At 57.4% G+C, this 15,012-nt stretch carries 10 protein-coding genes; 6 read left to right on the top strand and 4 right to left on the bottom strand.

All coding sequences use genetic code 11. The features are described 5' to 3' along the window. Nucleotides 1-115 precede the first annotated feature (115 nt). Both F3I15_RS02810 and F3I15_RS02805 read left to right on the top strand, forming a co-directional pair. The gene (locus F3I15_RS02810; protein WP_150016470.1) at nucleotides 116-1,078 is read left to right on the top strand and encodes an aldo/keto reductase; all 963 of its coding nucleotides are present in this window, start codon (nucleotides 116-118) and stop codon (nucleotides 1,076-1,078) included. Between the two features lie 213 nt (nucleotides 1,079-1,291). After that, nucleotides 1,292-2,626, top strand: a complete 1,335-nt coding sequence (locus tag F3I15_RS02805) for a carbohydrate porin (RefSeq protein ID WP_150016469.1) — start codon at nucleotides 1,292-1,294, stop codon at nucleotides 2,624-2,626. 44 nt (nucleotides 2,627-2,670) lie between these two features. Here the strand turns inward: F3I15_RS02805 and yegD are convergent, their stop codons facing one another. From yegD to F3I15_RS02790, 3 genes are all read right to left on the bottom strand, one after another. Next, on the bottom strand, nucleotides 2,671-4,023 hold the full coding sequence (gene yegD, locus F3I15_RS02800) for a molecular chaperone (RefSeq protein ID WP_150016468.1): 1,353 nt from the start codon (nucleotides 4,021-4,023) through the stop codon (nucleotides 2,671-2,673). Between the two features lie 76 nt (nucleotides 4,024-4,099). After that, a complete protein-coding gene (locus F3I15_RS02795; RefSeq protein ID WP_150016467.1) occupies nucleotides 4,100-6,664 on the bottom strand; it encodes a diguanylate cyclase in 2,565 nt (854 codons plus the stop codon). A 118-nt stretch (nucleotides 6,665-6,782) separates the two neighbouring features. Continuing rightward, on the bottom strand, nucleotides 6,783-7,394 hold the full coding sequence (locus F3I15_RS02790) for a phosphatase PAP2 family protein (RefSeq protein ID WP_150016466.1): 612 nt from the start codon (nucleotides 7,392-7,394) through the stop codon (nucleotides 6,783-6,785). Nucleotides 7,395-7,627: 233 nt separating this feature from the next. Here F3I15_RS02790 and udk point away from each other — a divergent pair, with 233 nt between their 5' ends. The 3 genes from udk (at nucleotide 7,628) to asmA (ending at nucleotide 10,789) form a co-directional block, all read left to right on the top strand. Continuing rightward, nucleotides 7,628-8,266, top strand: coding sequence for a uridine kinase (gene udk, locus F3I15_RS02785; RefSeq protein ID WP_039385396.1), 639 nt, complete (start codon nucleotides 7,628-7,630; stop codon nucleotides 8,264-8,266). An 85-nt stretch (nucleotides 8,267-8,351) separates the two neighbouring features. After that, nucleotides 8,352-8,933: a dCTP deaminase gene (gene dcd / locus F3I15_RS02780; RefSeq protein WP_039385394.1), complete on the top strand. Its 582-nt coding sequence runs from the start codon at nucleotides 8,352-8,354 to the stop codon at nucleotides 8,931-8,933. Nucleotides 8,934-8,992: 59 nt separating this feature from the next. Continuing rightward, nucleotides 8,993-10,789, top strand: coding sequence for an outer membrane assembly protein AsmA (gene asmA, locus F3I15_RS02775; RefSeq protein WP_150016465.1), 1,797 nt, complete (start codon nucleotides 8,993-8,995; stop codon nucleotides 10,787-10,789). A gap of 434 nt (nucleotides 10,790-11,223) precedes the next feature. On the opposite strand, the gene F3I15_RS02770 is transcribed toward asmA, so the two are convergent. After that, nucleotides 11,224-12,792: a TerC family protein gene (locus F3I15_RS02770; RefSeq protein WP_150016464.1), complete on the bottom strand. Its 1,569-nt coding sequence runs from the start codon at nucleotides 12,790-12,792 to the stop codon at nucleotides 11,224-11,226. A gap of 783 nt (nucleotides 12,793-13,575) precedes the next feature. On the opposite strand from F3I15_RS02770, the gene wbaP reads away from it, so the two are divergent. Next, the gene (gene wbaP / locus F3I15_RS02765; protein ID WP_150016463.1) at nucleotides 13,576-15,009 is read left to right on the top strand and encodes an undecaprenyl-phosphate galactose phosphotransferase WbaP; all 1,434 of its coding nucleotides are present in this window, start codon (nucleotides 13,576-13,578) and stop codon (nucleotides 15,007-15,009) included. Nucleotides 15,010-15,012 lie beyond the last annotated feature (3 nt).

Below are 15,012 nucleotides of genomic sequence, written 5' to 3'. Positions count from 1 at the left end.
CGGCGTAAAGGATTTCCCGGTGCTGACACTATTCTGGCATGAATAGACCCCGGTGCGACTTTTTCATTTGCTACGCTTAAAGACAAACCTATCTTGTTTAATCAGGGAGAGCGCAATGAAACAACCTGCAACCCGTCAGCTGGGCGACAGCGGTATTACCGTTCCGCGCCTGACTTTTGGTGGTAATGTTTTTGGCTGGACAGTCGATGAGAAGACCTCCTTTTCACTGCTGGATGCGCTGGTCGAAAATGGCCTGTTTTTTATTGATACCGCGGATGTCTATTCCCGCTGGGTGCCGGGCAATCAGGGAGGTGAATCGGAAACTATCATCGGCAAATGGTTAAAGCAGAGCGGCAAGCGCGATCGGATCGTGCTGGCGACCAAAGTCGGCATGGAGCTGTCGCCGGAAAAAACCGGGCTGAAGCCCGCGTATATCCGTCAGGCGATAGAGGATTCCCTGCGCCGGCTGCAGACGGATGTGATCGATCTCTATCAGGCGCATCGCGATGATGAGCAGACGCCGCTGGCAGATACCCTGAAGGCGTTTGATTCCCTGATCAAAGAGGGCAAGGTGCGCGCTATCGGCGCCTCAAACTACTCCGCAGCGCGTCTGCAGGAGGCGCTGGATGTCAGCAGTAAAGAGGGGCTGGCGCGCTATGAAACGCTGCAGCCGGAATATAACCTTTACGATCGCGAAGGGTATGAGAACGGCCTGGAGCAGGTGGCGGTGAAAAACGGTCTTGGCGTGATCAACTACTACTCGCTGGCGAGCGGCTTTCTCAGCGGTAAATATAAAAAGCCGCAGGATGCGGGTAAGAGCCCGCGCGGACAGGCGATAGTGGAAAAGTATCTCAATGAGCGCGGCAGCCGCATTATCGAGGCGCTGGAGGATATCGCTGCCTCACACGATGCGTCAGCCACGCAGGTGGCGCTGGCGTGGCAGATTGCGCGTCCCAGCATCACCGCGCCGATTGTCAGCGCAACATCGCTGGCACAGCTGGATGAGCTGGTAAAAGCTACCCAGCTGGAGCTGAGCAAACAGGAAATTGAGGAGCTGGCGCGCGCCAGCCACCTCTGATCCCGGTCGGGGTGCTGCGGCACCCCGTATATTGATACAGAGCAATCAATAGTCACTGTCACACTTTGAATGTTTAAATCTTAGATATTCATCACAAATACGTTAATCCACTGTCTGATCGGGCGTAAATCCACACGAAATTGCAAAACCCTGCTGCTGCCCGGCACTATCCTCTGCGCGGTTTTCCTTATAACTTTGCAGAAGATAACAACGATGAAAACAATTTTTGCTTTGCACCCGCTGCCGCAACTGGCTGCGGGCACGCTGATGCTGGCTGTGTTCAGCTCTGCCGCCGGCACGGCAGAGGCGTTCAGCTACGATTCGCCCTGGATGCTGGGCGACTGGGACGGCAGCCGCACGCAGCTGGAGAGTGCCGGCGTGAAATTTGACGTAAATTACACCATGGAGAGCGCCGCTAATCTCGGCGGCGGAGCGGACAGCCACACCTCAATGCGCTACAGCGATCAGTGGGCGTTTGGTGCGAACCTCGATCTGCAAAAGCTGCTCGACTGGCAGGATGCGCAGTTCCAGGTCACCGTCACTAATCGCGACGGGCGCAACATCTCCGATCAGGTAGCCGATCGCCGTACCGGCATGCTCTCCTCCGTGCAGGAGGTCTATGGCCGCGGCCAGACGTGGCGTCTGACGCAGTTCTGGCTGAGCAAAGGGCTGTTTGACAATCGGGTTAATCTCAAGGCCGGACGGGTCACCGTGGGTGAAGATTTTGACAGCCTTGACAGCAAGTTTCAGAACCTTGCCTTTGGCAGCGGTCAGGCAGGCAACTGGCGCGGCGATCGCTGGTTTAACTGGCCGGTTTCACAGTGGGGCGGACGCCTGAAAGCGAACATTACGCCCGAGCTCTTCTTCCAGGTCGGTTTTTACAACCAGAATCGCGCCAACTACGATCGCGGCGACGGTTTCCGCCTGGATACCCGTCATTCAGAAGGTAATCTGGTGCCGGTCGAGCTGGGCTGGAAACCGACCCTGGGCGCAGCGGGGCTGCCGGGCAACTATCGACTCGGCTATTACTACTCATCCGTAAACGGGGATAATTACGGCAGCTGGCGGGACGGGAGCTATCAGCGCCAGGATCACGCTTATGGCGGCTACCTGCTGCTGCAGCAGCAGCTGACCGCGCAGGGTGGAGATGCCAGCCGCGGAGTGGGGGTAACGGTGCAGGCGGTCATGAACGATCGCAAGACGTCGAAAACCGATAATTATCAGTCCATCAGTTTTACCTGGAAAGGGCCGTTTGATGCGCGTCCGCAGGATGAAATTGGTATCGGTGCCGCGCGTATTCACGTTAACAGCGCTTACAGCCGCGCCCTGCGCCAGCAGAACGCAGCCAGTGGTGAAACGCGCTTTGACAGCCCGGCTTATCTGCTGCTGCAGGCGGGATCGGAATACAACTATGAGATTTACTACAATGCGCAGCTGGCGAAGTGGCTGCAGCTGCGGCCTAACCTGCAGTATGTGGTGGCGCCGGGCGCGGTCGGAGAGGTGAAAGATGCCTTTGTCGGCGGCATCTCAGCCAATATCAACTTCTGACGGGCGGGGGAGGAGGCGCAGGCTGCGCCTCCTGTTACGATCCGCTAGCGGAACATCACCTCTGCCCAGCGCGCCAGACCGGCGGTTACCGAACCAAAGTCGTTGCCGCCGGCAATCGGGGTATCGGGCAGCGCCTGCTGCAGCGCCGCACGCAGCAGCGGCGAGCGTGCGCTGCCGCCAGTGAGATAGATCACGTCCGGTCGGGTTTCGCTGGTGGTCAGCGCCAGCTGTACCTGCTCCAGCATCCGCTCAAGCGGCTGGCTGATCGCCTCTTCCAGCTGCGCCGTGCTGATCTCCGCCTGCAGCGACTGCGCAATAAACGCCAGCGACGCATCCGTTTCCGCCTGCGCTGAGAGCGCAATTTTGCTCTCTTCAGCCGCGCGCACCAGCCGGTAGCTTAGCTTCTGCTGCCATACTTTGAGCAGATGCGCCACGCGGTTTCCCTCTTCTGCATCGCGTACCAGATCCTGCAGCAGCTTACCGCAGGCGGCAGAGTAGAACTCGCTCTGTGCCGGGACGTCGTTGATGGCCACCGCGTTCCACCACGGCAGGGCGGGGAGCGCCGTGCCCTTGCGGGTGCTGCCGCCCAGACCCAGCAGCGGCATCAGCGTTTTAAACGCCAGCATGATATCGAGATCGTTACCGCCGACGCGGCAGCCGCTGTGCCCCAGCAGGCTGGCATGGCGGTCAGCTTTCTGGCGCCACTCCGGCCCCATCAGCAGCATCGAGCAGTCGGTGGTGCCGCCGCCGATATCGACCACCAGCACGCGCGTCTCTTTGTCCAGCGTGGCTTCAAAGTCCAGCCCGGCGGCCACCGGCTCAAACTGAAACTCAACGTCACGAAAGCCGGCGCGCTGTGCCGCACGCAGCAGGATCCCCTGCGCCTGCTGGTTGGCATCGTCACCGCCCAGCCCCTGAAAGTTGACCGGGCGACCGATAACCGCCTGGTCAATCTGCTCTCCGAGCTGCGCTTCACCCTGCTGGCGGATATGCAGCATCATGGCGCACACCAGATCTTCAAAAAAAGCGATCTGCTGCGGCTTCAGGCCAGAGGCGCCTAAAAAGGATTTCGGTGATTTGACGAACCAGACATCTTCCGGCTCCGTCATATATTGCTGCAGCGCGGTCAGGCCAAACTGCACGCTGCCGGGCGTTATCTCGATATCTTCTTCGCGGTTGTAGCGCAGTGCGCGCTGCAGCAGGGCGGTATTTTCGCTCGCGGGCGTAGGCACCTGATGGTGGCGATGCAGCCATTCGCTGATCGCCTCGCGCACCGGCGCGCAGATCATTGAGGGCAGCAGCGGCTGGTCATTTTCCAGCGCCAGCATCCGTGGCGTGCCGTTATCGCTTACTGCGATAGCGCAGTTCGCTGTGCCGTAGTCAAAACCGATATACATCCTATGCCCCATGCCAGAAAAAAAGGGGGCGACTTTAGCGCAGGCTGGTCATGCTGGCAATATGCAGTGCGCTGCTTTATCTCTCCGCATCCTGATAAACCTGATACTGACCGCGCCCGGCATGCTTGGCGCTGTAACAGGCGACATCGGCCTGCGACATCACCACATTGCTGAGGCAGTTGCGCGCATTAATCTGCGTAATGCCGGCGCTGGCACCCACCTGATAAGGATGCGTTTTCCAGTAAAAAGTATAGTTATTGACGACATCAACGATGCCCTGCACCAGATCGCGGATCTGATCGACCTCGCAATGCGGCAGCAGAATACCAAACTCATCGCCGCCGAGGCGCGCCAGCATATCGCTGCTGCGCAGCTGCTGCTGCATCAGCACCGCCAGCTCGCGCAGCAGCGCATCCCCCGCCGCGTGACCGGCGGTATCGTTGACCGCTTTGAATTTATCCAGATCGATAAACACCAGCACATGCGGCGTGCCGGTGACGGCCGCATCATTCACCAGCCGTTTCAGCTGATCTTCAAAACTGGGTCGGTTAGGCAGCTGCGTCAGCATATCGTGTGATGCGCTATAGCTCAGGCGCTTCATGATCTGGCGCGACTCGCTGACATCCTGAATGACCATCACCACCCCAATGGTGCTGCCGGTCAGGGTTTTCAGCGGCGTAATACTGTAGTGGATCTCTATCTGCGCGCCTGCCAGCGTATGCAGCACCAGCCCCTCATCCAGTGCCGGAGAGATTTTTTCGTCCGGCAGCGTGCAGAGCAGCAAATTGTCGATGCGCGGGCCGTCAGCGCCGCGCGTGATATTCAGCAGCTCGCTAAGCGGCGTGCCGGCCGCCTGCTCCTGCGGCCAGCCGCTCAGGCTCTCAGCAACCGGATTCATAAAGGTCACGCACATCTCATCGTCGGTGCTGATCACCGCTTCGCCAATCGAATCCAGGGTGATCGCCATACGCTCTTTTTCCTGGAACAGCGCTTCATTAAGGGTTCGCAGTGAGGTGATATCCTGGCAGATCCCGAGCATACGTTCGATCTGTCCATCCTGGCTCAGGATACGATTCGCTTCTGAGCGAATAAACTGTACGCCGTGCGGCAGGTTGAGACGATACTCAAGATGAAACGCCGAGCGGCGCTCAATCGCCTGCTGCACAATCAGCGCCAGGCTTTCGCGCTCGGCCGGGTCGACCAGGTGCAGCCAGAGGTCATAAGTGGGTTTCTGCTGCGGATCCAGTGCAAACAGCTCATACATGCGCTTGTCCCAGAGCATCTCCCCGGTTTTCAGGTTCCACTCCCAGACGCCGATGCCGCCCGCTTCATTCGCCAGCGTAATGCGCTCCATCAGCTGGCGGTTGCGCTGCTCGCTCTGCCGCAGCTCGGAGATATCGACAATCTGCGCGATAAAATAGAGCGGCTGCTGCTGGGCGTCGCGCACCATAGAGACGGTCAGACGCGACCAGACGATTTCGCCATCTTTGCGGAAATAGCGTTTTTCAAAGGTATAGGACATCAGGTCGCCCGCCAGCAGACGCTCCATCAGCTGCAGATCGCTGTGCAGATCGTCCGGATGCGTGATCTCCTGAAAGGTCAGCTGCGTCAGTTCATAGGCGCGGTAACCCAGCGTACGGCAAAGTGACTGGTTAACCTGCTGCCACTTCCCGTTGGTGCCGACCAGCGCCATACCGATAGCAGAGTACTCCATCGCATTGCGGAAGCGCGCTTCGCTCTCGGTGATATGATTTTTCTCACGCCGGAAAGCGTCCATGATCAGCGCCATGACATGGCTGGGCAGCAGCACCAGCAGAAAGGGGAGCCAGGCAGAGACCGGACCAGGCGCAGCGCCGCTCTGTACCGGGTTGACCCAGTCCAGTGCCAGCAGCAGCGAGATGAAACTGGCATTGATAAAGCAGAGCAGGAACGCTTCAAATTTTGGCAGCCGGACTGCACACCAGAACAGGATCACCACGATAAAGGTAAACGGCCACGGCAGAAAGCGCAGGGAGAGATAGCTGGCGAGCAGGGTAACCAGCAGCGTCAGCAGGGTCTCCAGCTGACGGCCCGGCGCGATCAGTTCACGCAGCGGCTTAGCGGGCCACAGCAGTACCACCGGACCAAAAGCCAGCACGCCGATCACTTCCGAAATCACCCAGGTCGAGAAGAAGGGGAGCAGCGCCTGCTTCTCCACCTGCAGCAGCCAGAGCGCAATCACTCCGCCCAGCAGGGGAGCCAGCAGGCCGGCGCAGAGGGCAAAGCGGATCCAGTCGGGCAGGGCGTTAAGCGGCGCGCGGCGATTCAGCAGCAGACGCAGCATGCCGCCGGCCAGCAGCGCCTGTATCAGATTCAGAAGGGCAAATTTAGCATTACTGAGCGCAGGACCAATAACCAGCAGATTCGCCAGCGCCGTGCCCGCGACGCAGCCCGCCAGCAGCAGCGGAATATGTTTCAGCGGCGCGCGGAAAACGACGCCGGTCATCAGCGCCGTTGAATACCACAGCGGCGAAATACGACCGCTGACCACAATCAGCTCCAGACAAAACAGCGTAAGCAGAAAAGCCAGTATGCTCAGCGTAACGGCAGTCAGCCAGCGGCCTGGCGATTTATCCTGCGCGGTGCCTATCTTAACAATCATGTACCAGTCCAGCAGCGCGCAACCCGGTATGGGGAAAATACGCCAGTCAGTTTCTGCCCTGCATGCTAGCACATTCAGACAGGATCTTTACGCTGAATTGGCTTAAGTCATGACGCTTTCAGCGAAAGAGGTCGGCACGCTTAAACGGTTTTTCCAGTCCGGCGAGCTTGACCGACAAACGTTCCAGAAACTGCTGCGTGGTGGCGACGCGCCCGTGGCTCATCAGCAGCAGCGGCACCAGGAAGGCGACGCCAACCTGCAGGGCGCTGAAGCCTTTCAATACCGTGCGGCGCTGGCTGATGAGAAACGCGCTGCTCAGGGTAAAACCGAGCAGCAGGCCCGCCAGCACTTCACTGACGGAGTGCGCATGAATAACCAGGCGGGAGAACCCCACCATGAGCGGGATCGCGTACCCGATAGCGATCGTTACGGCGCGCCAGAAAGTGGACCAGCGCCCGGAGATCAGCCACATCATTACCGGCCAGAGCGTGGAGGACATCGCACTGTGGCCGCTGAAGCCGGTGAAGTTAAAGCGTGCGCTGCCGATGCCAAAGCCAAGAAACATAATTTTAGACAGGCTGACCAGCAGACCGGCGAGACCAAACGCCAGCAGCCAGTACCAGACGGTACGCTGGCTGCTGCTTTTCCACGGCAGCACCAGGGCGATGATCACCGCGGTGGGGATCAGCAGCATGCTGTCGCCAAAATAGGTCAGTGTTCTCCAGCTCATATTTTTCCTTGCAGGGCTAACGGGCGACCCGCACAAACCGGGCGCGGGCAGCCCGACAGTCTATCGGTTCAGCGGCTGCCTGCCAAAAGGAGATTTTCTGAAAAAGGGCACCGCCGCATTTGCTCTGGCGTCAAACCGGCGAAATACCTATAATTGCCGCCACCAAACCCTCTCATTTGGCCCGTTGCTGCTTCGGCAGAGGCGAGCTCCCAGTTATCAGGTCTTAAAAAAGTATGACTGACAAGTCCCATCAGTGCGTGATCGTTGGCATCGCAGGTGCATCTGCATCCGGAAAAAGCCTTATTGCCAGCACGCTCTTTCGTGAAATCCGTGACCAGGTCGGTGACGAGCATATCGGTGTGATCCCCGAAGATGCCTACTATAAAGATCAAAGCCACCTCACCATGGAAGAGAGGGTAAAAACCAACTATGACCATCCAAGCGCGATGGATCACGATCTGCTGCTGCAGCATCTGCGCGCGATCAAGTCAGGACAGGATATCGATCTGCCGGTTTACAGCTACGTTGAACATACCCGCACCAGCGAGAGCATTCATCTGAAGCCAAAAAAGGTAATTATCCTTGAGGGCATTCTGCTGCTCACCGACGCGCGCCTGCGTCAGGAGATGAACTTCTCTATTTTTGTCGACACCCCGCTGGATATCTGTCTGATGCGCCGCATGAAGCGCGATGTAAATGAACGCGGTCGCTCTATGGATTCCGTCATGAATCAGTATCAGAAAACGGTCCGTCCGATGTTCCTGCAGTTTATCGAGCCTTCCAAACAGTACGCCGACATTATTGTGCCGCGCGGCGGTAAGAACCGTATCGCTATCGATATTCTCAAAGCGAAAATTAATCAGTATCTTTGATACGCTGCTTCGGCATGGATCGAATGCGTCAGGGCTGTCACCGTGCTGGCGGCCTTTCGCTACACTTAATTAGGGAGTTACTGCGATGAGATTATGCGATCGCGATATTGAAGCCTGGCTCGACAGCGGCAAGCTGGCCATTGAGCCGCGTCCGCCGGTGGAACGCATCAATGGCGCCACGGTAGATGTGCGGCTGGGTAACGGGTTTCGTACCTTCAGCGGTCATACTGCCGCCTTTATCGATCTGAGCGGACCCAAACAGGCGGTAAGCGCCGCGCTGGATCGGGTAATGAGTGACGAGATTGTGTTACCGGATGGCGAAGCGTTTTTCCTGCATCCGGGCGAGCTGGCGCTGGCGGTGACGCTGGAGTCGGTGACCATTCCGGACGATCTGGTTGGCTGGCTGGATGGACGTTCTTCCCTGGCACGACTAGGGTTAATGGTTCACGTTACGGCACACCGCATCGATCCGGGCTGGCAGGGGCGTATCGTGCTGGAGTTTTACAACTCCGGCAAGCTGCCGCTGGCGCTGCGTCCCGGCATGCTGATTGGAGCGCTGAGCTTTGAACCGCTATCGGGCCCGGCTGCACGTCCCTATAACCGGCGTGAAGATGCAAAATATCGCGGTCAGCAGGGTGCTGACGCCAGCCGTATCGATAAAGATTAATCGCTGTACCCGCGCCCGGGCAGGGCTGACGAGGCGCGGATCATCACATTGAGGATGCAATGAGAAGATTGATAACCACGCTGGCCATCCTGTTAGTGGTAGTGGTGGCAGGGATGGCCGCACTGGTACTACTGGTTAACCCCAACGACTTTCGCGCCTACATGGTAAAACAGGTAGAGCAGCGCAGTGGTTATCAGCTGGTCACGGGCAGCGATTTGCGCTGGCACGTCTGGCCTCAGCTCAGCATTCTTTCCGGACGTATGAGCCTTACCGCACCTGGTGCCAGCCAGCCGCTGGTGACCGCCGAAAACATGCGGCTGGATGTCGATCTCTGGCCGCTGCTCACGCATCAGCTCAGCGTCAGTCAGGTGATGCTGAAAAACGCGATTATCCGCGCCACGCCGGAGAGCGCGCCGCAGAAACCTGGTGGTGCTCCCATCGGCCCTGGCGACAGCGAGCCGACATTAGCCGCCTCACAGAGCTGGAGTCTGGCCATTGCGAAACTGCGCGTGGCTGACAGCCTGCTTATCTGGCAGCAGCCAGGCGGGGAGGAGTACAACTTCCGCAATCTTAATCTGAGCCTGGATCAGGACAGCCGCAAACAGAACCACATTGAGCTGAGCACGCGCCTGTCGCGTAACCAGCGCAACCTCAGCGTTACCCTGCAGGGCGAGATGGATGTCTCACGCTATCCGCATCAGATCAGCGGCGAGCTGGCGCAGCTTGATTATGCGCTGGATGGCGCGAACCTGCCGGTACAGGGCATTAAAGGCGCGCTGAGCGGAAAAGCGATATGGAACGCTGATAAACAGCAGTTCTCGCTGGCTGATATGCAGCTTACCGCCAATGACAGTACGCTGCAGGGCAGTGCGGAAGGGCGCATTGCGATGCCGCAGCAGCTGCGCCTGGCGCTGCATGCAACCTCGCTGAATATCGATAACCTCGCCGTCAGTACCCCGGTCAGCAGCGGCAGCGGGACCGTGCAGGCCGCGCCGGTACAGCCCCCGGTTATTGCGGAACCGGTACTGCGCAATAACGCCGATTCGCCGCTCAATACGCTCGATCTGCAGCTTGCCCTGAAGGCAGACCAGAGCCAGTGGCGCGGGCTGACGCTCAGTAACCTGCAGATCGACGCCAGCAATCAGCAGGGGCTGATGACGCTCAGCCGGTTACAGGGGCGGCTGGGTGACGGTCATTTCTCGCTGCCGGGTCAGATTGATATCCGGCAGCCGGTTACCCGGGCTGCGTTTCAGCCTGAACTGGAGAATATTGCGATTGCCCCCCTGCTGAAAGCGCTGGCGCTGCCCGCCGCGCTTGAGGGGACGCTATCGCTGCAGGGTAAGGTGAGCGGAGCCGGGCTGAGTGTAGAAGAGGCGAAGCAGAACTGGCAGGGCAGTGCCGATCTTGAGGCCACCAATCTGCAGCTCACGCAGCTTAATCTGCAACAGATGGTGCGCCGCGCCGTCGCGCGCGCCAGCAGTCAGGTCACCAACGACCAGCCTGATAGCCAGGGCATACAGCAGCTGGCGGGCCATATCAGCCTGCAGCAGGGGAAAGTGGCGTTTACCGATCTGCAGGGCGGCAGCAGCCAGCTGGCGCTTCAGACGCGCGGAACCGTTGACGTTGTGCAACAGCAGCTGGATGTCACCATCAATATGATGCTGCGTGGCTGGAAAGGGGATGAGCGTCTGGCAAAAGTGCTGAATCAGCAGCCCATTCCGCTCCGTATGTATGGTCGCTGGGACAAACTGCAATATTCGCTGCCGATAGATGATGTTGTGCGCCAGCAGCTGCAGAGCGAAGCGAAATCGCGTCTTAATCAGTGGCTCGATCGCCATCCGTCACGGGCGCATTGATTCGCCAGGTGCGCGAACGACCGGGGGCGCATTAACATACCAGGGACGCATCAATACGCCAGGGGCGCATAAACGCGCCCCCTACGTTTTGTAGGGGCGCCGTTTACGGCGCCCGGATGCCGGGGTGTGGATTCTGACCGGGACGCGAACATGCCAGGGGCACATAAATGCGCCCCCTAAGTTTGTAGGGGCGCCGTTTACGGCGCCCGGATGCCGGGTTATGGATTCTGACTGGGGCGCGAACATGCCAGGAGCACATCAACACACCAGGGGCGCATAAATGCGCCCCCTACGGTTTTGTAGGGGCGCCGTTTACGGCGCCCGGATGCCGGGTTGCGGATTCTGACTGGGACGCGAACACACCAGGGGCGCATAAATGCGCCCCCTACGGTTTTGTAGGGGCGCCGCGTTGTGGATCCCGAATGGGGCGCTGTCTACGGCGCTTCTGATAAAGGATGCGGCATAATTTCCACTTTCTGCACCCGATGATTCTCCACCTGCAGCGCGCGCAGCAGGTAATCTCCTATCCGCAACTCTTCACCCTCTTCGGGAACATGCTGCAGCGTGTCCATCAGCAGGCCGGCCAGCGTGTGATAATCGCGTTTATCATTTACCGGCAGCGCGACATAGAGCGCCAGATCGTCCAGCGGCATATGCCCGTTTGCGATCCAGCCTCCCTGCGGGCCGGGTTCAATATCGTAGCGCGCATCCAGCTCCTCTCCTTCATTAGGCAAATTACCGGCGATAGTCTCCATCACGTCGCTCAGCGTCACTACGCCTTCGACGGAGCCAAACTCATCGACAATAAAGGCGAAATGCGTGCGCGCCTGGCGAAACTGCTCCAGCGCCTGCAGCAGCGTTACCCGCTCCGGAAACACCAGCGGCTGACGGATCAGCGCGCGCAGGTCAAGGGAATCACTGTGCAGCGACTGATGCAGCAGATCGATAACGTGTATTACCCCCAGCGGATCGCGGCTATTTTCTGTCACCAGAATACGCGTGTGCTGATTGCGATCGAGCTTCGCCATAATCTCTTCAGGCGCTTCACTTAAATCAACCGATTCCACATCGTGCCGGGAGGTCATAATGGTGTTGATCTGCCGCTGCGCCAGCCCCAGCACCCGGGCGATCATCAGCCGCTCCTGACGATTAAACAGAGCGCCTTCATCGCTGTGACTCAGCAGCGAGGCCGTATCCGCATCCAGTTCAGCACGCTGCGCCTCTCCGCGCAGAATGCGCAGGACCGCTTCGGCCGTACGCTGGCGTAGCGGCCGGCCGGCTGACAAAAAGCGGCGGCGATTAAAGCTCGCCAGCTGATTGAGCATTTCAATCAGAATAGAGAAACCGATAGCGGCGTAGAGATACCCTTTAGGAATAACGAAGCCAAAACCCTCTGCAACCAGGCTGAAGCCAATCATCAGCAGAAAGCTCAGGCAGAGGATCACAATCGTGGGATGACTGTTCACAAAACGCGTCAGCGGCTTGCTGGCGAGTAGCATAAGCAGAATAGCGATAGTGACCGCGGCCATCATTACCGGCAGCTCATTGACCATGCCTACTGCTGTGATGACGGCGTCGAGGGAGAAAATGGCATCCAGCACCACAATCTGCGCCACTACCGGCCAGAATTTAGCGCCGTTCTTATTTTGACCGCCTTCATCGTCACCTCCTTCCAGCCGCGCATTCAGCTCGGTAGTCGCTTTATAGAGCAGGAAAATACCGCCCAGCAGCAGCAGCAGATCGCGTGCGCTAAAGCTATGCTGCCAGATTGTGAGCAGAGGCTGCGTCAGCGTGACCAGCCATGAAAGCGAGGCCAGCAGCCCGAGGCGGGTCAGCAGCGCCAGCATCAGGCCGATCACGCGCGCCCGATCGCGCAGCAGCGGCGGCAGCTTTTCGACCAGAATGGCAATAAACACCAGGTTATCAATGCCCAGCACCAGCTCCAGAATGATTAGCGTCACTAATCCCGCCCAGAGCGACGGATCCACGATCCACTCCCACATACTCATGTCACCGTAATGTCTCAAAATGGGTTTAATCTGATGATAGTGAACGGCCGGAAACAGGGCAAAACTCTGCCGGCCCTGCGGATATAAGGTTACAGGCGCTCACCAGGAAAATGTTCAGCGCGCAGCAGGCAAAATAAGCAAAATGTATGGATTAAGAATGCAGGAGGAGGGGCGTCACGCACAATTAATTGTTATGCCACATGGCAAGGTTTGCCGCGTACATTTTACCAATCGTATATCCGAATAATTCTGAATTTTCACCGCTGATTGCGCGGCAGATGTGGCGTCATTACTAATGGCTGGTAGTCTTTTTCCTAAAATAGCACAGGGGGCACGGGCCCTACTTGTAAACAAGCCAGTAATAACTAGTATAGCAACGTGTTAGTAAATGTCCGCGCCAATCTGGTTAATCGCGCAGGGTAATGCATTTTAAAGTTGTGAATTGTGAACCTGCACGATCCTGCCAGGAGTTATCCTGGAAAAATGGTTAAAAAAGCGCAAAACAGGATGAGCAGGCGGTATTGGCAGCGACAGCCAGGGGCGGTAGCGTGCCTGAACCGGCTTAAACAGGAAATGAACTGTCTGGTGTAGCGGCAATGGAACTCAGACTAATCCGTTGGTATTTATCACAATTTTCTGGCGAAAAGCAATAGAGAATTGACCTAAATACCGGGGAGTTCGCCGCAGTTTGCTCAACAGGCTCCGACTGAGTATCGCTCATTTATTACACAGGCCTGTAGCGTTAGGGATTAGGGAAATAAAATAAAAGAGTTAAATATGCGCGATAACGAATTTACATATAAAAGTCTTCTGACCAAATTTTTACTGGCGTGCTCAGATTTAATTTGTTTTAACGCGGCGTTGTTTATTGCACTCGCCCTGATTAATTCATTATCTGACTCGCCACTGGCTGATATCTCTGAAAAAGATCTCAATTTAAAAATTGCTACTCACATCTGTCTGTCAATTATCTGTACGGGCTGGTTCTGGGTCCGTCTGCGCCATTACACTTACCGCAAACCTTTCTGGTTTGAGCTGAAAGAGATATTCCGTACCGTGTTTATTTTCTCGGTTATCGATTTGTCTATTTCTGCATTATCGCAGTGGCAGATGTCGCGTTTTGTCTGGGTGCTTACCTGGATTCTGGCGCTGATCCTGATCCCGGTGGCGCGTGCCGTTTCCAAACGGGTACTGAACCATTTTGGTATGTGGAAAAAACAGACCATCATCATTGGCAGCAGCCGTAACGCACAGGAAGCCTGGCAGGCGCTGCAGAGTGAAGAGGTGATGGGCTTTGACGTTATCGCTTTCTTTGATGTCGACGGCAGCTGTCCGCAGGCCAGCATTTCCGGCGTACCGGTGCTGCATAACGAAGCTGAGCTCTGGCAGTTAACCAACAGCGAAACGCAGTTTATCGTTGCGGTTGAGTCTGAGCAGAGTCAGCATCGCGATCTGTGGCTGAAAAACCTGGCTATGCATAATTGCCGTTCAGTCTCCGTTATTCCGACGCTGCGTGGTGTGCCGCTGTACGGCACGGATATGGCCTATATCTTCAGCCACGAAGTGATGATCCTGCGCGTGAACAATAACCTGGCGAAGCGCACCTCTCGCTTCCTCAAGCGCACGTTCGATATCGTCGGTGCGCTCGGCATTATCGTGGCGCTGTCGCCGGCGCTGCTGGTCCTCGGCTTTATGGTTGGCCGCGATGGCGGACCGCCGATTTACGGTCACGAACGCGTCGGTATGAATGGACGTAAGTTTAAATGCCTGAAGTTCCGCTCAATGGTGATCAACTCCAAAGAAGTGCTGGAGGAGGTACTGCGCACCGATCCGGTTGCGCGAGCGGAGTGGGATAAAGATTTCAAACTGAAGAACGACCCGCGTATTACCAAAGTAGGCCATTTCATCCGTAAAACCAGTCTGGATGAGCTGCCGCAGCTGTGGAACGTGGTGCGTGGTGACATGAGCCTTGTGGGGCCGCGTCCGGTGATTGAAGATGAACTCTGCCGTTATGCCGGGGATGTAGATTACTACCTGATGGCGAAGCCAGGCATGACGGGATTGTGGCAGGTCAGCGGTCGTAACGACGTTGACTACGAAACACGCGTCTATTTCGACTCGTGGTATGTCAAAAACTGGTCGCTGTGGAATGACATCGCGATTCTGTTTAAGACAGTCGGCGTAGTGCTTAAGCGCGACGGCGCATATTGATAG

The organism is Pantoea sp. M_9 (assembly GCF_008631385.1).
Taxonomy (GTDB): domain Bacteria; phylum Pseudomonadota; class Gammaproteobacteria; order Enterobacterales; family Enterobacteriaceae; genus Pantoea; species Pantoea eucrina.
This window is presented reverse-complemented; position numbering and strand designations above follow the sequence as displayed.

Coding starts and splice junctions, on each gene's coding strand:
- F3I15_RS02810 (WP_150016470.1), top strand. CDS start 116: ATGAAACAACCTGCAACCCGTCAGCTGGGCGACAGCGGTATTACCGTT.
- F3I15_RS02805 (WP_150016469.1), top strand. CDS start 1,292: ATGAAAACAATTTTTGCTTTGCACCCGCTGCCGCAACTGGCTGCGGGC.
- yegD (WP_150016468.1), bottom strand. CDS start 4,023: ATGTATATCGGTTTTGACTACGGCACAGCGAACTGCGCTATCGCAGTA.
- F3I15_RS02795 (WP_150016467.1), bottom strand. CDS start 6,664: ATGATTGTTAAGATAGGCACCGCGCAGGATAAATCGCCAGGCCGCTGG.
- F3I15_RS02790 (WP_150016466.1), bottom strand. CDS start 7,394: ATGAGCTGGAGAACACTGACCTATTTTGGCGACAGCATGCTGCTGATC.
- udk (WP_039385396.1), top strand. CDS start 7,628: ATGACTGACAAGTCCCATCAGTGCGTGATCGTTGGCATCGCAGGTGCA.
- dcd (WP_039385394.1), top strand. CDS start 8,352: ATGAGATTATGCGATCGCGATATTGAAGCCTGGCTCGACAGCGGCAAG.
- asmA (WP_150016465.1), top strand. CDS start 8,993: ATGAGAAGATTGATAACCACGCTGGCCATCCTGTTAGTGGTAGTGGTG.
- F3I15_RS02770 (WP_150016464.1), bottom strand. CDS start 12,792: ATGTGGGAGTGGATCGTGGATCCGTCGCTCTGGGCGGGATTAGTGACG.
- wbaP (WP_150016463.1), top strand. CDS start 13,576: ATGCGCGATAACGAATTTACATATAAAAGTCTTCTGACCAAATTTTTA.